The sequence below is a fragment of the Woronichinia naegeliana WA131 genome (genome assembly GCA_025370055.1).
Lineage (GTDB): Bacteria > Cyanobacteriota > Cyanobacteriia > Cyanobacteriales > Microcystaceae > Woronichinia > Woronichinia naegeliana.
This window is the reverse complement of record CP073041.1, coordinates 2,282,557-2,304,238: the sequence shown is the minus strand read 5'-3', so window position 1 is coordinate 2,304,238 and position 21,682 is coordinate 2,282,557. Positions and strand designations below refer to the sequence as shown.

General features: G+C 38.6%; 15 protein-coding genes and 5 pseudogenes. 8 read left to right on the top strand and 12 right to left on the bottom strand.

Annotated elements, in window-relative coordinates:
• Window positions 1-5: 5 nt before the first annotated feature.
• The 4 genes and pseudogenes from KA717_11815 to KA717_11800 all read right to left on the bottom strand — a co-directional run bounded on the left by KA717_11815 (window position 6) and on the right by KA717_11800 (window position 3,785).
• A pseudogene (locus KA717_11815) lies at window positions 6-1,287 on the bottom strand (ISKra4 family transposase).
• An 89-nt stretch (window positions 1,288-1,376) separates the two neighbouring features.
• Window positions 1,377-2,333, bottom strand: a pseudogene (locus KA717_11810) (IS66 family transposase).
• Between the two features lie 222 nt (window positions 2,334-2,555).
• Window positions 2,556-2,912 carry a hypothetical protein gene (locus tag KA717_11805; protein ID UXE63271.1) on the bottom strand — a complete coding sequence of 119 codons (357 nt, stop codon included), beginning with the start codon at window positions 2,910-2,912 and terminating at the stop codon, window positions 2,556-2,558.
• Between the two features lie 45 nt (window positions 2,913-2,957).
• Window positions 2,958-3,785 carry a hypothetical protein gene (locus tag KA717_11800; GenBank protein ID UXE63270.1) on the bottom strand — a complete coding sequence of 276 codons (828 nt, stop codon included), beginning with the start codon at window positions 3,783-3,785 and terminating at the stop codon, window positions 2,958-2,960.
• 230 nt (window positions 3,786-4,015) lie between these two features.
• Here KA717_11800 and KA717_11795 point away from each other — a divergent pair.
• A pseudogene (locus tag KA717_11795) lies at window positions 4,016-5,084 on the top strand (IS4 family transposase).
• On the opposite strand, the gene KA717_11790 reads toward KA717_11795, so the two are convergent.
• Window positions 5,020-5,643, bottom strand: coding sequence for a hypothetical protein (locus KA717_11790; protein UXE63269.1), 624 nt, complete (start codon window positions 5,641-5,643; stop codon window positions 5,020-5,022). The pseudogene KA717_11795 and the gene KA717_11790 sit on opposite strands and share 65 nt — an antisense overlap.
• Window positions 5,644-5,795: 152 nt before the next feature.
• On the opposite strand from KA717_11790, the gene KA717_11785 reads away from it, so the two are divergent.
• From KA717_11785 to KA717_11775, 3 genes are read left to right on the top strand one after another with little or no spacing between them, the layout of a single operon-like run.
• Window positions 5,796-6,002, top strand: a complete 207-nt coding sequence (locus KA717_11785) for a hypothetical protein (GenBank protein ID UXE63268.1) — start codon at window positions 5,796-5,798, stop codon at window positions 6,000-6,002.
• Between the two features lie 39 nt (window positions 6,003-6,041).
• Window positions 6,042-7,196 carry an ISL3 family transposase gene (locus tag KA717_11780; GenBank protein UXE63267.1) on the top strand — a complete coding sequence of 385 codons (1,155 nt, stop codon included), beginning with the start codon at window positions 6,042-6,044 and terminating at the stop codon, window positions 7,194-7,196.
• Window positions 7,193-8,134: an IS1 family transposase gene (locus tag KA717_11775; protein UXE63266.1), complete on the top strand. Its 942-nt coding sequence runs from the start codon at window positions 7,193-7,195 to the stop codon at window positions 8,132-8,134. The genes KA717_11780 and KA717_11775 overlap by 4 nt, the downstream gene beginning before the upstream one ends.
• A gap of 720 nt (window positions 8,135-8,854) precedes the next feature.
• On the opposite strand, the pseudogene KA717_11770 reads toward KA717_11775, so the two are convergent.
• From KA717_11770 to KA717_11755, 4 genes and pseudogenes are all read right to left on the bottom strand, one after another.
• Window positions 8,855-10,192: pseudogene (locus KA717_11770) on the bottom strand (IS5 family transposase).
• Between the two features lie 356 nt (window positions 10,193-10,548).
• Window positions 10,549-11,886, bottom strand: a pseudogene (locus KA717_11765) (IS5 family transposase).
• A gap of 102 nt (window positions 11,887-11,988) precedes the next feature.
• Window positions 11,989-12,720: a caspase family protein gene (locus KA717_11760; GenBank protein ID UXE63265.1), complete on the bottom strand. Its 732-nt coding sequence runs from the start codon at window positions 12,718-12,720 to the stop codon at window positions 11,989-11,991.
• A gap of 84 nt (window positions 12,721-12,804) precedes the next feature.
• Window positions 12,805-13,137: an alpha/beta hydrolase gene (locus KA717_11755; protein UXE63264.1), complete on the bottom strand. Its 333-nt coding sequence runs from the start codon at window positions 13,135-13,137 to the stop codon at window positions 12,805-12,807.
• Window positions 13,138-13,248: 111 nt separating this feature from the next.
• On the opposite strand from KA717_11755, the gene KA717_11750 reads away from it, so the two are divergent.
• On the top strand, window positions 13,249-14,292 hold the full coding sequence (locus tag KA717_11750) for an IS630 family transposase (GenBank protein ID UXE63263.1): 1,044 nt from the start codon (window positions 13,249-13,251) through the stop codon (window positions 14,290-14,292).
• Here KA717_11750 and KA717_11745 read toward each other — a convergent pair.
• Window positions 14,274-14,780, bottom strand: coding sequence for an alpha/beta fold hydrolase (locus KA717_11745; GenBank protein UXE63262.1), 507 nt, complete (start codon window positions 14,778-14,780; stop codon window positions 14,274-14,276). The genes KA717_11750 and KA717_11745 overlap by 19 nt on opposite strands.
• Window positions 14,781-15,076: 296 nt before the next feature.
• On the opposite strand from KA717_11745, the gene KA717_11740 reads away from it, so the two are divergent.
• Window positions 15,077-16,156 carry an IS1 family transposase gene (locus KA717_11740; protein ID UXE63261.1) on the top strand — a complete coding sequence of 360 codons (1,080 nt, stop codon included), beginning with the start codon at window positions 15,077-15,079 and terminating at the stop codon, window positions 16,154-16,156.
• A gap of 32 nt (window positions 16,157-16,188) precedes the next feature.
• On the opposite strand, the gene KA717_11735 is transcribed toward KA717_11740, so the two are convergent.
• Together KA717_11735 and carB are read right to left on the bottom strand one after the other, a co-directional pair.
• A complete protein-coding gene (locus KA717_11735) occupies window positions 16,189-16,806 on the bottom strand; it encodes a class I SAM-dependent methyltransferase (protein UXE63260.1) in 618 nt (205 codons plus the stop codon).
• A gap of 747 nt (window positions 16,807-17,553) precedes the next feature.
• On the bottom strand, window positions 17,554-20,796 hold the full coding sequence (gene carB, locus KA717_11730; protein UXE63259.1) for a carbamoyl-phosphate synthase large subunit: 3,243 nt from the start codon (window positions 20,794-20,796) through the stop codon (window positions 17,554-17,556).
• Window positions 20,797-21,061: 265 nt separating this feature from the next.
• On the opposite strand from carB, the gene KA717_11725 reads away from it, so the two are divergent.
• Window positions 21,062-21,343: a DUF4258 domain-containing protein gene (locus tag KA717_11725; protein ID UXE63258.1), complete on the top strand. Its 282-nt coding sequence runs from the start codon at window positions 21,062-21,064 to the stop codon at window positions 21,341-21,343.
• A 5-nt stretch (window positions 21,344-21,348) separates the two neighbouring features.
• Entirely contained in the window at window positions 21,349-21,573 is a 225-nt protein-coding gene (locus tag KA717_11720; GenBank protein ID UXE63257.1) for a type II toxin-antitoxin system MqsA family antitoxin, read from the top strand.
• The last annotated feature ends 109 nt before the right edge of the window (window positions 21,574-21,682 follow it).

The following is a 21,682-nucleotide window of genomic DNA, read 5'->3' as shown; positions in this document are numbered from 1 at the left end:
TGTAATCAGGGTTCTACAGGGAACCCATATTGATCAAGTTTTGCCCAAAATTGACTCCATCGTTCCTTGGTCAATACCAAAGCTCGTAGGCTCAAAATAATTCCTGCTCCTTTTTCCTTCCATCGCATCCCTGAACAACATAATCGTTGTTTGACCAACGTCTTACAAGCTGCTTCCGTAACACCTGAACCAATCGGATACTTTTTCTCTATGTATTCAGCATAATCCATTTGATGCTGATGATTCTCGTAATAAGTAATCGCCGCTTGTAGTTTCTCGGTAAGATTCTTAGAATGACTTTTTTCTTCTTTGACTTCTTTCATCAGATTTAGCAGTTCTCCTGCTTTTCCTTTTTCATGCTTGAGTTCTCGACAATTTTCAGTCAACCATTCTTTTTGTTTTGACACGGTATTCGGATGCAACGCTTCTGCCAAGGCACCTAAGTAACCAGAGGCATGATAGAAATCTAATATCTGTTCTTCCGTTTGCTTTTCTAAAAACTTCCAATTTGATTCTGCCCCGTCTGCTATCCCGACCAATGTTGCCTCTGGATAACGGTTTTTCGCTCGCTCAATTTCTCTTTCTAATCTTTCTAGAAAACTCTTTTTTCCATACTCTGGTGCCGCACCTAGATAGATTGTATGTTGACGTTCGCCTTCACTATCGTATAGGGAAACGGTTCCCACCATTGCTTCACGGTAGCCATCCTCACACATCAGCATACAGGTTCCATCTAATCCTATTCCCACTGTTGCAATTTGGCTATCCTCCTTGGGCGGGGCATAACTCCACGCTTCTTCTTTTGCCTGTACCACACTTCCTACTGCTTCACTCAATCTTTGGATATAGGATAGCGCTACTTTTCTACCATGATTTTCTAATAAATCATTTTTCACCTCTTTGCCTGCCATCCCTGACATTTTTGAGGATACCTGTTTTGCCAATAATGGCGTTGATGTTATGATTATCCTTGCTTCTCTTTCTAAGGGGCAATACGTTTTTCCTCAAAGGTGAACGCTGATATACATGACGATTCACTATAACCTCACCATAAGGTGTTTGATATTCTTTCGGTTGCTCTCCCTTACTCTTCCAGATTTCTTCACCGATTTTTAAGGGTGAACCATCTGTATCTAAATATTTCAAGGCTTCTTTGCTGGCGATGCAACCTACTTCGTTTAAGCCTTTTTGAATATTTATTTCTGTATCCAACATTGAACGACTGAGTTCTAATGTTAGTTCTATTTTTATCTTTGAACCCTCTACATTAATTAGTTTTGCTGTCATCATTGTTTCCTCTTTGTCACTTTTCATCCCATGTTAACACTTTTCTTTTCCTTCATCAACTAAAGGTCACACCCCTCTAGAATAGGAAAAACTCTCTGAGCAAAAAGTTTATTTTCAGAAAAGTGGGAAGTTTCCAAGGCCTTCAATTCCCGCCCAATATGAGCCAGACATTTCTGTTTATGCTGGGCATTTTGGCGATGGTAAGCCCCCCAACAGTCCGTACTGAGAAGCCCATGAAAATCTTTACCTAATAGGGAATGAACCTCATCGGAACTCCGGCTGGGAGCCAGAAACAAAACACAAACAGAGGAGGAAGTAGCCACCCACATCCAATAGTTAACCCCATTGACGCGATAGCTGGTTTCGTCCACACAACGGACTCCAGGCTCCTGTATGTAAGTCCACCACTGTTCATAACTAGGATACAAGCTTTCGCAAAACCATCGGTGCATTTTAGCTAAACTCCCTTGAGACAGAGGAATGCCAAAGACCGTTTCTACCAAGTATCGTTGTTTTAGCCAAGTCAAATTTCCCCCATATCCCAGCCATCCCACTAAGCTGGATAAGGTTGCACCGTAGCTAAAATCTTCACGACATCCCAAAGGAAGTGGGGCATAACCTTCCCAATCACATTTTGAGCATTGATACTTTTCCCTAACATATTCCCTTACCTCTACTGGTTTACTGACTAATTCAGCTATTTGATTTTTTTTGATGATAGTCTCCTTTTGCTTTTCCACTGACGCACCACATTTTGGGCATTTTTCCATCCTTAAATCTACTATTTCATCTACCCGACCAAACCCGTTTCTGGTTTTACCCACATGGTCGTACTTTGGACCTCTTTTTTTTCCTTTTTGACCGAAGGTTTTGGCGACTTTCTTTTTGTAACCGTCACTGCTTGGGGGCTGAGAGCTATTTTCACTCGTTCTTTGGTTAAGCTTTTTCAGCTTTTCTTTCAACTTTTCTATCTCTTTCTTTAACTCTACCAATTCTTTTCTCAGCTTTTCGTTCTCTTCTTTTTCTTTCTGATAATCTTCATACCAATCTTTTGCCACTTCTTTTTGCCATGGCATTTTCACTTCTTCTTGGTTTAAGTCTGGAACTGGGTCTAGTTTTTTCATAGTCTCCCTATTCTAACCTATCTCTTTAACCGCCTTTTCTTTCTTCATTATTCTTTACTTTTTTCATTTGCTTCTCATTCTCAATAATTTCCTTCTTTATTGCGGTGACTAATTACTAAAAAACAATTACATACATTATACTATCTATTTATGTGAAATTGTTGGTAGGCTATTATATTTACTTGACAAAAACTCTAATAGATCAGAAAATATATCTGCTCGATTATTAATTTGAGCAACATATTCAGCATCATCCTTGATCTGCTGAACGGCAAGATAGTTCTGCCCTTTAATAGCTAAATTAACTGCTTTACTAGCTGAGTCTAAACATTTATCTTTGTTATTTGTCAACAAATAGTAGAGAGCTTCATTTGCAAGAGTATAAATCTCATATTCTTCATTACCTTTTGTAATTTCAGAAGCCAAGTTAATATACTCCAAGCATTGTTTCGTTTGTCCCTTGTATGCAAAAACAGTGGCCAAAGAGTTGTAGATTTGCATGCGCTCCATTCTACCATATTTAGTAAAATCAAGAGATAATATTTCTTATAGTAACTTATTAAACCTTGCTGTGTCAACTCCCTCAAGTCTCATCAGTACGTGTAATTGATTGCGTTTATTTTCTAACTGGTTAGTTTCATTACCTACATCAAACGCATATTGTAAGCCTTGCTGAAGCTGTTCCCACGCTTTTCCTGGCTCGCCTGATTTCCAAGTAACTTCACCCAAATTACCATAAGCTACACAAAGACCGAAATAATCTCCTATCTGTTGTAAAATCCTGATTGATGATTCTAATTTTTGCTTACCTTCTAAAAGATTTACTCCACGAATGCCGTCAATTGTACCAAGGATTAAACGTGCCCAACCTAAAGTTCTTGGTTCGGCAGTGTGTGGATTGTCAGCTAACTTCAAATGAAACTTTGCTATATCCCATTCACCCAAAAAGAAATGTGCAATACCTTTTTCAAGGTGAGCTTGTAAATGATGTTCGGATGTATTTAAATTGGAAATAATGCTGGCTGTTAACTCTATGGTTTCTTTATAGTCTCCGAACCACCAGCCATATCTAGCTTTTAACAAATAGCATTTTGTCTTACTACTTTCCTGTAGATTTCTATTCAAAAGATTCAATATTAAGTCCTCTGTATTACTCACGTTTCCTTGTTCCACCAATATCTCAGAAATTTTAAATATACTCCTCTCAATATTAGACAAATTATGGCGGATAACTTGAGACAATTCTTGAAGAAGTGTCCATTCTTTTGCCCGCCAAATTTCCTCAAGTGCCCACTCTAAAGCACGATCTTCAATCTCACCAATTACTTTTGTACGAATAATGCACGAAGCTAACCTTCTTGCAGGATATATCATTTTTCTCGTTACGAGCATTTGAAGTGACCAATATTTTTGAGCACACATAAGGTCATCATATTCACACGAAATACCTTGCAAAATAGTGTCATGAGGAACAAAATTGTAATCATGGTTTTGAATTAAGCCTTGCTCTTGGAGCTCATATATATCCTAAGTACAGGACAAAAGGCTTGAAAAGTATAAGAGAAAGGGGTTTCATGGAAGATGAACGTAATGTAAGAAAACCCATGAACCAATATAACGCATTGAAACAAGCCCTAAAACCCCATTTGGGATGGCATGGTGCCAGACTCTCCTTCCTAGCCTTGTTCTTACTCGCCCTCCTCAAAGTGAAAACGGTTAACCTTAAAGAATTGGCCCTGGGTTTTGAAGGTCGGGCATTGGTGGATTCTCATTACAAACGCTTACAACGCTTTTTCTCAGGATTTGAGCTGGATTACCATCACATTGCCCGTATTGTAGTCAGTTGGCTGGATATCCCTCAACCTTGGGTATTAAGTATTGACCGCACAACCTGGGAGTTTGGCAGTCATGGTTATAATATCCTCACTGTCGGCATTGTCCATGAAGGAGTAGCCATTCCCATCTTGTGGTGGATGCTTAGCAAGAAAAAGGGCAATTCTAACAGTGATGAACGAATGCGTTTTATCGAGGAGATGCTCAAGATTTTTCCCACCGCCCTGATTCGTTGTTTATGTGGCGACCGTGAGTTTATTGGTCAGGCTTGGCTTCGCTATCTTCTGCTCGAACCGCTACTGGCTTTCTGTCTGAGAATTCGGGCTACGGACAAGATTGAGCACAATGGCAAGCTTTTGGCCGCCAAAGTCATTTTTGCCCATCTTGCAAAAGAGTGAATCTCAACGTCTTCAAGGGAGTTGTCGGGTTTGGGGATATCCTGTTTCTGTAGAGGCTCTTCGCTTGCCTGATAATTCTCTACTCATCGTCATTGGACATCCCGATTCCCAAGGTCTTATTCACGATTATGCCCTGCGTTGGGGCATTGAAACCCTTTTTGGCATCTTTAAGACTCGTGGCTTTTGCTTGGAATCTACTCACTTTACTGACCCCAAGCGTCTTCGTAAGCTTTTGGCTTTACTGACTTTAGCTTTGGCTTGGTCTCTCAAAACTGGTCTAGCAATTCATCATCTTCATCCCATTCCCCTCAAGAAACATGGTCGCCTAGCGCAGAGTCTTTTTCGTCTTGGTTTTGACCATCTTCGTCATCTTGTTCTTAATCCTTCTCTACCCAATTTTTCTCTTTTTCTCGACTCCCTACATTTTTTGTCCTGTACTTAGATATATCATTTCTGTCAATATTAAATGTTTCAGAGAAAATATCTATGTCAATAAATCCAAAAGATGCAGATAGTGCTTTAAGTAACTTTGAATATTTTGAATTATACGCAACATATTCAGAGTCTTTGTTCAATATTAACTGACATAATTTTAGGGGGTTCCCACCCGTTTTTGCAAAAGCATCTATGAAATTTATGGGATCAATTAAATCTTTTGAAGTCTCATACTCAATAAAATCTTGAGTTTCTTGTAAAGAAAGAGATAGACTTTTAAACAGAATTAAATCTTTAGTCATTTTTGTATTGTATCTACTTGCAATTAATAATTGAACTCCAAATTTTTTAATTTTTTCAATTAGTAAACTTAAAATGCTATCTGAAATTCTTTCCCCGTGATCAATTATGACAATAAATCCCCTTGCTTTGCTTCCAATATATTCAAATGTTTTTTGAGGAGAACTTAATGGATTTCCAGATGGAAATAGTGATACTATCTGATCCGCAACAGCAGTAGCAACCTGATTTTCCAGAGTCTCTAATGACTTTACTCCTTCGGGCAAAATAGAGGTACTGGTATCGTGTGATCAAAGCTAGAAAAAGTTATGGTGTAAGAGTTTGAGAAAATAGAAAATAACTTACGACTGGACATATTCCCGTTTTTGTTATACAATTATTATTGTCATTATATTAAAGAAAGGGAAAACGGAAAGCAATGTCAACATTGAATAAAAGCTCAATTGACCTCCTAAGTGATATTGGCTTACCTCAAGAGAAAGAGGAAGCCTTATTTCAGAAAAACTGCCCTCATTGCTATAGTGAAAAAGTAAAAATACATTCTCATTACCAAACGAAAGGTAACGGGGAACGTAAAATGTTCATCTGTCAAGAATGTGGTTCGGTTCTTCTGGCTTTGCGGTAGAAGATGTATAATAAGATACACTATATGAGGATGGCATCAATGTTATTTTTTCTAGAAAATCTGGTAGATTTGCCAAAGGTAAACATAAGAAATGTGATTCAAGAGGGAAAACAAGCGTTTTTAATACTGAGTTGTCAAGAGGAAGAAGTCAAATGTAATTATTGTGGTAGCTTAACGGATGAATTACATCAGACGAACAGTGTATTAGTAAGGGACTTGTCTATCTCTGGTCAAATGGTATATCTGAAAGTCCCTCGTCGTAAATTTTACTGTAAAGATTGTCAAAGGTTTTTTACAGAAAATCTAGAATTTATGGAAGCCCGTAGGAAATACACAGTGAGGTATGAAGAATATATTTATGGACGAGTAAATGTGAGCAGTGTGGAACAAGTAGGTAGAGAGGAATCTCTATCATGGGATCAAGTGAATGGAATTTACCAACGTCAATGTGAAGCTAAAAAAAAAGATTGGCAAGGAGTAAAACACCTCGGGATGGATGAAATAGCGAAACGAAAAGGTCATCAGAATTTTGTAACAGTGTTAGGAGATATAGAGAAAGGAGAATTAATAGAAGTGATAGATAGTCATCAACAAGATAAAATCATCGAAGTGCTGATGGAGAAAGAATTAGAGGTGAGGGAAGGAGTAGAACAAGTGAGTGTAGATATGTGGGGAGGATTTCCTAAAGTAATAGAAAAAGTATTTCCGAATGCAGTAATTGTAACAGATAGATTTCATGTAATGAAGGCGTTGAATGAAGAATTGAATAAAATCCGTAAACAGACAAAATTGAATGTAAAAATCAAGGGAGAAAAGTGGCTATTATTAAAAAATAAAAAAGACCTAAAAGAGGAAGAGTTAGAAAAACTAGAATTGGTGTTAAAGCAATCTGCTCGTTTGCGTAAAGCGTATGAATATAAAGAGTCATTTAGAGAGATATATGAAAAAGTAAATGATAAGGAAGAAGGAAGATTAAAATTTACAGAATGGTTAGAGAATGCAAAGAGCATTTATACAGATGTAATTAGCACAATTCGTAGGAATTTGGACTCTATTTGTAACTACTTTTTGAGTCGAACGACGAATGGGGCAATGGAAGGCATCAATAATCGTCTTAAACTAATCAAGCGTCAAGCTTATGGATTTATGAACTTTGATAATATGCGAAATCGTTTTTTAGCTTGCTTTTCATGATAAGCTTTAATTATCACTCTTTGTTCAGGAGAACCTGTGGTTCTTGTTTTGCTGAGACTTATGGTAGCGTAATCGCTGGCTTAGAAACCCCATTAAGTGAAATTGTAAAAGTATTAAAAGCCAGAATGGAAGGAATAGGATTAAATGCAGCAGCCCGAGTATTCGGCTACGCAAAAACAACAATATTGAATTGGGAAAAGAAATTATCAGGATTACAAGAGACATTATTTTTATACGCCTTAGTGAATGAATTTGTTAAATTAGTAATAGAAGGGGATGAACTATACACAAAAGTTGGAAAAAATAAAGAAGCAAGTGCCTCTGAGGGGTGGACAATCGTGCTCATGGACAGGGCTAGCCGCTTTATTTGGCATTTAAAATGTGGTAAAAAAGAGCAGAAATTATTTCTAGAAGCAATGATGACGGTAGCGGAATTATTTGAAAGGAGTGCAGAATCTCTCCAGTTATTTACAGATGGAGAAAAGCGATATAGTCAACTGCTATTTAATATTTGTCACGAAGTATTAAGGACTGGGAAGCGAGGTCGTCCCACCAAAGTATTACCGAAGGGTATGGTGGTAAGATTAAAAAATAAGAGTAGTAAACGTCGAGATTCTGAGGGTAAACTAGAGAAAGTAGAAACTCCGAAAACTGAACATCCTGAGACAACAGAAAAACCAGAAGACAAGGATGTTCATGCCAACCACGTTGAGGCATTTAATAGTTCTCTACGACGCTATTTAGCCGCCTTTCGTCGTCGAACAAATACTTATGCTAAATCTGTTGTGGGATTACAGCGAGTGCTAGATATTTTCTGGATGGTTCATAACTTTGTTCGCAGCCATTTTACGACGAAAAAAGTTCCTGCGGTAGCTCTCGGTATAATTCAAAAAGGGTTAACTTGGGAGGACTTACTCCAAATTTGCCTGATTTGTTGAACCTCTTGTATTGCAACGTTTATAGCTTCTAGCTAGACGATACCAGTGCCAAAATAGAAATGTATACAGAATCAGGCATTTCGTCAACCAGTTGATTAAGCACGAAAGTTTTGCCTATTCCACTTTCACCCCACAAAAGTATAGGTTTAGGAAAAGAATTTCTCAACGTAAGTTTTAAACTATTTAATAGCTCCGTGCGATGCACTCCTCTATAAGCCTTTTTTTTAATATTAAGCATATTCTCATTAGCTTCTATGTCATCAAAAGGCCATACATAGGGTCTGCTGAAAAAGTCCACAAAACGAACCTAGATGCCACAGGACGCGAAAAATGGTGACTTCAGAGAGTTGTTTCCAATTTCAACCCCCAGTTTTCCAACGACGTGCATGGGCTTTGAGCCTCCAAAGGCCATAACCTTGCACCTGATCGTTTTTAAAATGCTTGAAAGCATTATCCGGCAAAGGTTCTATACTTATTCAGCAAGCCCTACATAGGGCTTGCTGAATAAGTCAAAAAACGAAAGAAATGTGGGTTAGGGAAGTATGGACTGAAAAAGCATAGATAACTTATCCTTATGGAAACAAATCAAAATACAGATTTTGTTTAATCTATTGTTCCTTTCTGTCTAAAAAGGTCAACACAAATCACTCCTCACAAAAGAGAGGAAAATTAACACCATTTTTCACAAGAAAAACGACTCTACAACTTTTTACTTTTTGTCTTCTGAAGTAGAGTAGAAAGATTCATTACCAAAAAGTTCATCGCAATTACCGTTTCCGAGGTCTCAGGTAGTTTGGCCATCACTCGACCAAGACTAAATTTCCTCTTTCCCTGTCCGAATTTACCCTCAATGGCATTACGCACTCTTTCATCTGAGCGTGCCTCTTTCTTTTTTTCTTTGCTCACCTCTTTCGGCGGTCTTCCCAATCGGGGACCACTCATTCTTATATCCCTTTCTTTACAATAAGCTCGATTCGCTTTTGTTCGATAGATTTTATCCACATGAACCGATTCCGGATAACATCCTGTTTCCCTTTTATATTCTTCTATTCGCGCTTGTAAATCTCCCGATTCGTTGTAATTATCCCAACTTAATTTGTCTAAGAAGACAAAGCCATTCACATTACTTGCCGATATTTTAGCTCCAAACTCTACTGCTTTTCCCGCTTTTCCACGCACTATTGGACGCACGTGAGGTTGGCTTACACTCACAATTCTGTTTTCTACTTTATTTGTCTTTTTTTCATACATTTCTAACTGTTGCTCATACACTTTTCCTATCGTTACAAGCTCTTCTTGCTCTTTTTTCGTTAGTTTTTCTAACTTTGCTCCCTCTTCTATCATTTTTTCTATATCAGACAAGTTTCTTTTTATATATCCTAGTTGTTTTTTTGTTCCTTTTCTTCTTTCTTTTTTTGACACACGACGTTTTTTTGCTATGGCTAAGTACTCTTTTCTTGCCACTTCCCTATAAGTCCTCGGCTTTTCTTTCCTTTTCTCTTTTATTTCTTCATACAGCTTATCTATTATTTTTTCTGTTTTTTCTCTGGCATCATTCAATATTCCTATATCCGTTGGATATTTTATATCTGCTGGTGTACAAGTCGCATCTAACAATAACTTTCCTTCATTTTCTTTTTTTTCTGACGCTACACCCGTCGCTTTTTTTTCTATTTCTTTATTAATTTTATTTATTAATTCCATTCCTATTTTTTTACGAAAATGAACCATCATTGACGCATTAAATGCTTCTTTGCTACTATAGCTTTCCATTCCTATAAAGTACTGTAAATAAGGGTTCTCTTTTATTTGTTCTACTGTTTCTCTGTCACTTTTTCCTGAAATTTCTTTGATAATTAATGCTCCTAATGCCATTCTAAATGATTTGGCTGGGGCTCCTTTTTTTTCTGTGAAGTTTTTTGCATATTCTTCCTCATATTCTTCCCAAAGAATCATTTTTGACATTTCTATCCAACGATTTTCTTCGTCTAACTGCCCGCCGAACAGATTTTTCAAGTTTTCTGGTGTTTCAATTGAGTACTGTTGCTTTCGGTACATCTGCTTTCTCTCTTCTTAATGCAATGGTTTTGAGGCATTCTACCCTATTTTCGTGCATTCTAGCGGTTCTTAATTCGCCTACTATTTTTCTCCGTAAAGGTTTCAGCTTTTTTCAGCAAGCCCTAAGTAGGGCTTGCTGAAAAAGTCAAAAAACGAAGGAAATGTGGGTTAGGGAAGTATGGACTGAAAAAGCACAGATAACTTATCCTTATAGAAAGAAGTCAAAATACAGATTTTGTTTAATCTATTGTCCCTTTATTTCTAAAAAGGTCAGCAAAAGTCACTCCTCACAAAAGAGAAGAAAATTAACACCATTTTTCAGAAGAAAAACGACTCTACAACTTTTTACTTTTTGTCTTCTGAAGTAGAGTAGAAAGATTCATTACCAAAAAGTTCATCGCAATTACCGTTTCCGAGGTCTCAGGTAGTTTGGCCATCACTCGACCAAGACTAAATTTCCTCTTTCCCTGTCCGAATTTACCCTCAATGGCATTACGCACTCTTTCATCTGAGCGTGCCTCTTTCTTTTTTTCTTTGCTCACCTCTTTCGGCGGTCTTCCCAATCGGGGACCACTCATTCTTATATCCCTTTCTTTACAATAAGCTCGATTCGCTTTTGTTCGATAGATTTTATCCACATGAACCGATTCCGGATAACATCCTGTTTCCCTTTTATATTCTTCTATTCGCGCTTGTAAATCTCCCGATTCGTTGTAATTATCCCAACTTAATTTGTCTAAGAAGACAAAGCCATTCACATTACTTGCCGATATTTTAGCTCCAAACTCTACTGCTTTTCCCGCTTTTCCACGCACTATTGGACGCACGTGAGGTTGGCTTACACTCACAATTCTGTTTTCTACTTTATTTGTCTTTTTTTCATACATTTCTAACTGTTGCTCATACACTTTTCCTATCGTTACAAGCTCTTCTTGCTCTTTTTTCGTTAGTTTTTCTAACTTTGCTCCCTCTTCTATCATTTTTTCTATATCAGACAAGTTTCTTTTTATATATCCTAGTTGTTTTTTTGTTCCTTTTCTTCTTTCTTTTTTTGACACACGACGTTTTTTTGCTATGGCTAAGTACTCTTTTCTTGCCACTTCCCTATAAGTCCTCGGCTTTTCTTTCCTTTTCTCTTTTATTTCTTCATACAGCTTATCTATTATTTTTTCTGTTTTTTCTCTGGCATCATTCAATATTCCTATATCCGTTGGATATTTTATATCTGCTGGTGTACAAGTCGCATCTAACAATAACTTTCCTTCATTTTCTTTTTTTTCTGACGCTACACCCGTCGCTTTTTTTTCTATTTCTTTATTAATTTTATTTATTAATTCCATTCCTATTTTTTTACGAAAATGAACCATCATTGACGCATTAAATGCTTCTTTGCTACTATAGCTTTCCATTCCTATAAAGTACTGTAAATAAGGGTTCTCTTTTATTTGTTCTACTGTTTCTCTGTCACTTTTTCCTGAAATTTCTTTGATAATTAATGCTCCTAATGCCATTCTAAATGATTTGGCTGGGGCTCCTTTTTTTTCTGTGAAGTTTTTTGCATATTCTTCCTCATATTCTTCCCAAAGAATCATTTTTGACATTTCTATCCAACGATTTTCTTCGTCTAACTGCCCGCCGAACAGATTTTTCAAGTTTTCTGGTGTTTCAATTGAGTACTGTTGCTTTCGGTACATCTGCTTTCTCTCTTCTTAATGCAATGGTTTTGAGGCATTCTACCCTATTTTCGTGCATTCTAGCGGTTCTTAATTCGCCTACTATTTTTCTCCGTAAAGGTTTCAGCTTTTTTCAGCAAGCCCTAAGTAAGTTGTAGGCAAGGGTAATCCCTTTATTTTGAGTTCTTGTTCAACTTCAGTTGCAAGTTGAACAATAGTTGGAGTGTTGGTTTGATTAAGAGTTTTCATTTTACTCAGAATTGTTGTCGTAAAGAGGCCTCTTTCATTTTCATAAGCAGGCATATTACCAGAGGCTACCATACAAACGAAACACTGAGCACCAGATGCACTCAAAATGTCTTCATCTGGCAATTTTCCTTCTAAGTTTTGTAATGGAGTAACATTTATTACGTTATCTAAAGTATTTAATGACTGATAGCAAGCATCTATGAAGAGATAGGCTTCAACTAAATTAAGTCGTTGAAGAGCCGCAATCACTTCAGATAATTTTAATCCTGAACCTAATCGGTCTTGTGGATCACTATCGTAGGGCAACAACACAGAACAAGGGGGTACTCCTCGTTCTTCCACTTTACAACCATGACATGAAAAAAAAATTAAGATTCTGAGAGGTTTAGTCGTCATCTGAATGGGCCAAACTCTTAATGCTCTTAGTATTTCTCCCCTTGTTGCATTTTCTTCCAAAAGTAGTTTGGTATTTTGTTCTGATAGCCCAATTTCGATTAGAACACGTTTCACCCACCGAGCATCTGCAATTGCACCAGGGATTTCAGGATAGAAATTATGCTCCTTATACTTACCGATACCTACAATAACAGCTAACGTTTCCACCATCAGAGTGAGACTTATGAGAACTGATTGTTATGAATCTCTATCTCTAAAGCTCCAATTTTTAGAACCTTGACTCAAATCCATGAATTAGGCAATACCAGAGACAATATCAAGAAGAAACGATACAACTAAACTGTTGAATGAGTCGGGTTGTTCTGCAAAGGCGAAATGACCCGCATCTTTGAGATTTTCAATTTTTAAAGCGTAGCGATGTAGTTCTATTGTGTCGGATGGTTTGATGTAATCTCGTTCCGCATAGATTAGCAAGGTAGCTCTGGGAAGAAGTTCAACCGCTCTAGCCAAGTTGAAATTCCCCAAAGATTTAGTTACCGCATTATATGTATTCTCCGAGTAGTTGAACGACAAACTAGGTAAGTCTTTGTCGTGACCACAATAATAGGGCAGTGCAATATCCATCATTTTTGAGCCTTTGTCTGGATCGCTACTATACTAAACACGGTCACAGGTTGCGAATTCTAAAAATAAGAGATAATATAATAAAAATAGAAAAATTAGTCAAGAGGCTGAGAAATGATTAAGTTAGAATTTACAGAAGAAGACAAAAGACTGTTGTCTTACGGTCGGTTTAATCACCCGCATCCTAGAGTGCAGCTAAAGATGGAAGTTTTATGGCTAAAAAGTCAGGGATTGTCTCATCAAAAAATTGCTCAATTCGCAGGAGTTTCAGTAAATACGGTGACAAGCTATATCCGTGATTATCAAGAGGGCGGGATAGAAAAACTAAAAGAAATAAAATTTAATCGCCCGAAAAGCGAGTTAACAGAGCATCAAGGGACAATTGAGGCATATTTTGAGTCAAATCCACCAGCAGCAATAAATGAAGCAGTAAAAAGAATAGAAGAATTAACAGGAATAAAAAGAAGTCCGACGCAAGTCAGAAAATTTTTAAAGTCAATAGGAATGAGGTGTCTAAAGGTGGGAACAATTCCATCAAAAGCAGATGTAGAAGCTCAGGATAGCTATAGAGAAAAAGAACTAGAACCAAGGCTAGAAGAGGCAAAAGCAGGAAAAAGGGCAGTTTTCTTTGTAGATGCCTCTCATTTTGTAATGGGAGCATTTGTAAATTTTATATGGTGCTTCAAGAGGATTTTTATTAAGTCACCATCAGGGAGAAAACGTTTTAATGTGTTAGGAGCATTAAATGCAATTACCCATGAAGTAATTATGGTAACGAACAGTTCTTATATTACGGGAACTCAGGTTTGTGAACTCCTAGAAAAGATAGCAGAATTAGGACTATTAATACCGATTACGTTGGTATTAGACAATGCTCGTTATCAAAAATGCCGAATTGTACAGGAGTTGGCAGAATCATTAGGAATAGAGTTACTGTACTTACCTCCTTATTCTCCTAACTTGAATTTAATTGAAAGACTGTGGAAGTTTGTGAAGAAGAAGTGTTTATACGCAAAATATTATGAAGATTTTACGCAGTTTTCTGCAGCAATTTCAGGATGTCTTGAGGATGCTAACGTAAAATATAAGGAGGAGCTTGATTCTCTGCTCACCTTACGATTTCAACGCTTTGATAAATCTCAGATTATGAACGTTTGAAGTATACTTAAAACGTCTCCAATCTTAGACATTACCTCGGCGGGAATGCGCTTCAAGAGTCGCCCTCCTACTTCGTCATACTTTACTCTATTTATTGGGCAAGGGTTAGACAATATGACAAAGTTTGGGTGAAGCTTAATATGACTTCTTTCTAAAAAAGATAAAGCAACATAAGAACCCCATGAGTGGGCTAGGAACCCAACATCTCCACTAGCACCAATCTCTTGAACTAAAAAAACAAGCTGATCAATTAGTGAATCTGCACTCACCTCATCACTCCCTGTCTTATCCCTCCCACAACCCAATTGATCATAAAAAATCAGCGTCCTATTTCTCGCAATTCTCCTTAAAGGAAGTAAATAGGTGTGATCCAATCCAGGCCCACCATGAATGACAATCAGAGGTGGCCCACTACCAATTGCCCGCAAGAAAACGGAGCCAATTTCCGTCTCAAGATAGCCTCCTTCGGCGAATTTTTTGAAATTCAATTTTCTTTTCCTCCCTGTATTTTAGGTTTCATAAGAAAAAACTGATCCGAACATCCCAAACTGAGCGTAGGACTTATCACTTACACTCCATGTCAAGACTTCATCCAGTATATCACTAAAGATTGCATTCTCAGCGACAAGCTCTGCTGGGAACTGGTATCGTCTGATCAAAGTTGGAAAAAGTTATGGTGTAAGGCTTTGAGAAAATAGAAAAATAGTTTAAGACTAGACATCGGCCCGTTTTTATTATACTATTATTATTGTCATTATATCAAAGAAAAAGGAAACAGAAAACAATGTCAATATTAAAGAAAAGCTCTATGAAAATCCTGAATGATGTTGGCTTGTGCCAAGAAAAAGAGGATGCCTTATTCAAGAAAAACTGTCCTCATTGCTATAGTGAAAACGTAAAAATACATTCTCATTATCAAACGAAAGGTAACGGGGAACGTAAAATGTTCATTTGTCAAGAATGTAGTTCTTGTTTTGCTGAGACTTATGGTAGCGTAATCGCTGGCTTAGAAACCCCATTAAGTGAAATTGTAAAAGTATTAAAAGCCAGAATGGAAGGAATAGGATTAAATGCAGCAGCTCGAGCATTCGGCTACGCGAAAACAACAATATTGAATTGGGAAAAGAAATTATCAGGATTACAAGAGACATTATTTTTATACGCCTTAGTGAATGAATTTGTTAAATTAGTAATAGAAGGGGATGAACTATACACAAAAGTTGGAAAAAATAAAGAAGCAAGTGCCTCTGAGGGGTGGACAATCGTGCTCATGGACAGGGCTAGCCGCTTTATTTGGCATTTAAAATGTGGTCGAAAAGAGCAGAAATTATTTCTAGAAGCAATGATGACGGTAGCGGAATTATTTGAAAGGAGTGCAGAATCTCTCCAGTTATTTACAGATGGAGAAAAGCGATATAGTCAACTGCTATTTAATATTTGTCACGAAGTATTAAGGACTGGAAAGCGAGGTCGTCCCACCAAAGTATTACCGAAGGGTCTTGTAGTAAGACTAAAAAATAAGAGTAGTAAACGTCGAGATTCTGAGGGTAAACTAAAGAAAGTAGAAACTCCGAAACCAGAACATCCAGAGACAACAGAAAAACCAGAAGAAAAGGACGTCCATGCCAACCACGTTGAGGCATTTAATAGTGCTATCCGACGCTATTTAGCCGCCTTTCGTCGTCGTACAAATACTTATGCTAAATCTGTTGTGGGATTACAGCGAGTCCTAGATATTTTCTGGATGGTTCATAACTTTGTTCGCAGCCATTTTACGACGAAAAAAGTTCCTGCTGTAGCTCTCGGTATAATTGAAAAAGGGTTAACTTGGGAGGACTTACTCCAAATTCGCCTGATTTCTTGAACCTCTCGTATTGCAACGTTTGTAGCTTCTAGCTAGACGATACCAGTGCCCTCTGCTGTTAGTAGCATATAAATAGAGAATGCCTCCTTTAACATTGGAAAATCACTATTCACCATTATGCGGTGTGATTCTAAAATAGAATACTTCAGATCGGACATCTCTCTCGTTATTTTTCCTCTAATATTACGATCTTGATTATCTTGTGTACGAAGGCGATTTAACGACTTAAGAAATTTTGTAAGCCCACCTTTGACCAAGAAAAATTCATCATCAGCATCAATAATAAGAACACCATTAGGTTTCGTTCTTGTCTCAGGATTCAAAAGCTCATAAAAGACTGAGCGATCTTTCAAATGATGGATGACGAATCTAGACAGCAAAAAGTCAGCAGATTCAAGAGATTGAAGAGTCTCTTCATTTACAAAGTGAATATTATCTGTCTCTTTGTACCTGTACGCAACTCTATCGAGCATCTCATTATTTACGTCAAAGCAGTAAAAATTTTTGTCTGGAAATTTATGAGCTAGTAAGGATGTGTATGAGGCGTTTCCACACCCAAAGTCTAAAACAGTACTGGATTTCTCCCACACCTTATTTTGATATAAAATCCTCTCAAACGGAAAGCAAATTTTAGATTGTATCGCTAACATCTGGTCATTGATAACTGTCTTATTTCTCATTAGAACCTTCGTGTATTTTTAGTGAAGAGATTTTTTATTTAAACAATAAGAATGTTCGACGAACTCCCAACTCTTAGCTGATTAGAGTGAATAATAACAGCAATTCCAAATTCAGAATATAGCTAAAGATACAAAAGCCTGAAATGCTTGCTGGAACGGGGGTTCATCCCAATGTGCGGAATCAACGTAATGCTTTATTTAGTGATTAATCAAGTTTGTTTTCAGGTTACTGACTCTCTAAGAGACTAAGATTCGAGGAGGGAATGCCAAAAACCTCAGAAATTAGCTTAATATCTCTTGTTTACATAAAAATGAGTCATATTTGTATTCTATGTTCCCGTTTGAATTTGGAATTGCTGGTATAATAAGGAGCTGTACTTCTTAAAGGAGTCTTTAACCATGCCAAACTAAACCATCGCAAAAGAACTGAGTGGGCGAGCCAATAGTCAAACAAAGCCAACTACTCGCCCGTTTTTTTGAAGATTCTCCCAATTTGCCTAACGCAAAGTTGACAAAATGAGTTCAGCTTCAAAAGAGTCAACGAAAACTCCGTATAACCTTAAGTGTAACTCTCTTCTGTCAAACTGGGTTAAAACCTTGATCTCTCGTTGGCTAGAACGTTGTGATTTCGTCAAAATATCCGAGACTGACAAAAGAGAGGTAAGCGATGAGACAGGCTAAACCTGAAGTTTAACCCATCCCAGTCATAACACAACTCTACAAATAATCCTGTAAAGCCTTCACCTCCAAAGGATGCTCCTGTAAACTGCGAATCGCGGCTACCGTTGCCCGCGCCCCTGCTAAGGTTGTGATAATCGGTAACTTATAATCCAAAGCCGCCCGACGAATGGTGCGCCCATCTAATTGGGACTCCTCCCCACTCGGCGTATTAATAATAAATTGAATCCAATTATTCTTGATCCAATCAATCACATGGGGACGACCTTCATGGAGTTTTAAGACCACTTCTACCCCCTCAATACCATTCTCCTTAAGCACTTTTTGGGTTCCCGCCGTAGCCACCACCTTAAAGCCTAAACCCATTAAATCTTTAACTACGGTCACTGACGCTTGCTTAGTGCGATCGCTCATAGAAATAAAGACTGTTCCCGAAGTAGCCAGATCAACTCCTGCCGCTAATTCTGCTTTGGCAAAGGCTTTTCCAAAATCACTATCAATACCCATTACTTCCCCCGTAGAACGCATTTCAGGGCCAAGCAACGTATCCGCACCAGGGAACTTAGCAAAGGGTAAAACCGCTTCTTTGACCGCAACGTGCTTGGGAATTAATTCCTCGGTAATACCCAATTCAGTTAACGTTTTGCCCGACATTACTAACGAAGCAATTTTCGCTAAAGGTCGTCCTGTGGCTTTGGAAACGTAGGGAACAGTACGGGAGGCACGAGGATTCGCTTCCAGAATATAAACCTGCTCACCCTGTACAGCGTACTGAATATTCATTAAACCGATAACGTTAAGAGCCTTGGCTAACTGCTCTGTCCATTGGCGAATGGTGGCTAAAACGGGTTCCGAAAGACTGGTATAGGGAATAGAACAGGCTGAATCCCCAGAGTGAATACCCGCCTCCTCGATGTGTTCCATAATGCTGCCGATGACAACTTTGCCTGTATGGTCGGTGAGCGAATCCACATCTACCTCGATCGCATTTTCGAGAAACTTATCAATCAGAATGGGGTGATCGGGTTCAATCTGTACTGCATAGGTCATGTAGCGTTCCAACTCTTCATCGGAATAAACAATCTCCATCGCCCGACCACCTAATACATAGGAAGGCCGTACCACTACAGGATAACTAATCCGATTGGCTACGACGCGGGACTCTTCATAATCACGGGCAATACCGTTAGGCGGCTGGTTAATATCTAACTTGTGCAGAATTTTCTCGAAACGTTCGCGGTCTTCGGCAGTATCAATGGAATCGGGAGAAGTTCCCCAAATTTTAGTCTGTACGGGACAGTTAGGACTGTTTAAGTATTTCTGTAACGGAACCGCTAGTTTTAACGGCGTTTGACCACCAAACTGCACAATTACCCCGACGGGATTTTCCGCTTCCATAATGTTTAAAACATCTTCTTTCGTAAGCGGTTCAAAATAAAGGCGATCGCTGGTGTCGTAGTCAGTAGAAACGGTTTCAGGATTGGAATTAACCATGATTGTTTCATAGCCCGCATCACTCAAAGAAAAAGCCGCATGACAACAACAATAGTCAAATTCGATCCCCTGACCAATACGGTTTGGCCCGCCACCGAGAATCATTACTTTGGGTTTATCACAGGGCAAAATTTCCGTTTCATCGGGTTCGTAAGTGGAGTAATAATAGGGGGTAAAGGCTTCAAATTCTGCCGCGCAGGTATCCACCACTTTATAAACGGGAATAATCCCCAAACCTTTACGATGGGTGCGAACTTCATCTTCCGTTGTTTTCGTAGCAAAGGCAATTTGGCGATCGCTGAATCCCTGTTGTTTAATACCTCGCATTTGATCAGCAGTAATCGCCTTGAGCGGTTGTTTTTTAATCTCTTTTTCTGTTTCAACGAGTTCCTGTAATTTGTCTAAAAACCAGAGATCAATCGCAGTTAATTCGTGGATTTCTTCCGCCGTTAATCCTAATTTAAAAGCCTGATAAATGGCAAAAACGCGATCGGGATTAGGAGTCCGCAATTGGGAACGAACATGGGGAATGGTCGGCAAAGTTTCATTTTTATCGCAACCAAAACCCGCCCGTCCTGTTTCCAGCGATCGCAGTGCTTTTTGGAAAGATTCTTGGAAAGTACGACCGATGGCCATCGCTTCCCCAACAGATTTCATTTGCGTAGTTAAAATCGGTTCTGAACCTGGGAATTTCTCGAAGGTAAAACGAGGAATTTTTGTGACCACATAATCAATGGTTGGCTCAAACGAAGCTGGGGTTTTCTTGGTAATATCATTAGAAATTTCATTCAACGTATAACCCACCGCTAACTTAGCCGCAAATTTGGCGATCGGAAAACCCGTTGCCTTAGAAGCTAAAGCCGAAGACCGAGAAACACGCGGATTCATTTCAATAACAATCACATCTCCATTAGCAGGATTGACCGAAAATTGAATATTAGACCCCCCCGTTTCTACCCCAATTTCTCGGATAATTGCCATCGAATAATCGCGCAAACGTTGATATTCTTTATCTGTCAGAGTTTGGGCTGGAGCAACGGTAATCGAATCCCCTGTATGTACTCCCATCGGATCAAAGTTTTCAATGGAACAGATAATCACCACGTTATCCGCCAAATCTCGCATTACTTCTAACTCGTACTCCTTCCAACCCAAAAGGGATTTTTCCACCAGAATCTGAGTGGTGGGCGACTGTTCTAAACCGTAGGCCGCCATTTCTTCGTACTCTTCCTGGTTGTAGGCAATACCGCCCCCTGTACCAGCCAGGGTAAAAGCAGGTCGAATAATCAGAGGATAGGAGCCAATTTCGTGAGCAACCCGTCGCGCATCTTCCAAACTGGTGGCAATGCCCGAAGGACAGACTGGAACGCCGATCCGAGCCATTGCTTCCTTAAATAATTCCCGATCTTCCCCCATCTCGATCGCCGCCAATTTGGCCCCGATCAACTCCACACCGTACTTTTCTAATACCCCTGTTTTTGCCAGAGTAACAGCTAGGTTTAACGCGGTTTGTCCCCCCATCGTCGGCAACAACGCGTCAGGACGTTCCTTTTCGATCACCTTTTCCACAATTTCAGGCAACAACGGCTCAATATAGGTGCGATGGGCCAACTCTGGGTCAGTCATAATCGAAGCTGGATTAGAGTTGATTAAGACCACTTCATAGCCTTCCTCTTTCAGGGCTTTACAGGCTTGGGTTCCAGAGTAGTCAAATTCACAGGCTTGACCGATGACGATCGGCCCTGCTCCTAAAATCAAGATTTTCTTTAAGTCGTTGCGGCGTGGCATAAACGGTATCCCTACAAGGTGACTGCAATTTTGATCCCAACCATTGTATAGGCTCTAGAGATGATCGGGGGCGATCGCGCTTCTTTCCCATATCTAGGTTTATTGACTTTTGGGGTGAGATTAACATAAACAAGAACGATCGAGTAGTATTAAACCTACAGTGAAAAATTTTTGAGAAATTGCGAATACTTCTTCTCGTTAGGATATAATTAGACTAATAAATATTTTTTATTAATCTTATTGTAATGTCTGAGGAGCCGCAATATTGAATTGTCAAAAATTGGTTTTCTCTAGTCATGCTATTCAACAAATGTTTTTTAGAAGAATTAGTAAGGAGGATGTCAAGACTGCAATTAATTACGGGGAAGTTATCGAAGAAAAACCTGATGATACTCCCTTTTCTAGCTATTTAATTTTAGATTTTGTCAAGAATAAACCGATTCATGTTGTGTTTTCCTATGATCAAAAGAATGATACAGGCTATGTTGTAACAGCCTATATTCCTGATCCGCAATTATGGATAGATAATTTTAGAAAGCGTAGGTAAGTCTGATGGAATGTGTAATTTGTAAACATGGAAAAACAAAGCCAGGTTTGGTCTCTGTTACCTTGGAAAGGGATGATTGTTTGATTGTCTTAAAGCGAGTTCCTGCGGATATTTGTGAGAATTGTGGAGAATATTATCTAAGTGAATCCGTTACAGAATATGTATTAAATCGCGCAGAAGAAGCTGTTAATAAAGGGGCTGAGGTTGAGATTCTTCGTTATGCCGCTTGAAGTAATAACGGTGATGCCAACGGTCTATGAAAGCGATCGCCCTTCTTTCCATATCTAGGTTTATTAACTTTTGGGATGGTAGAAAGGTAATAATGATTCCACAGGAAAA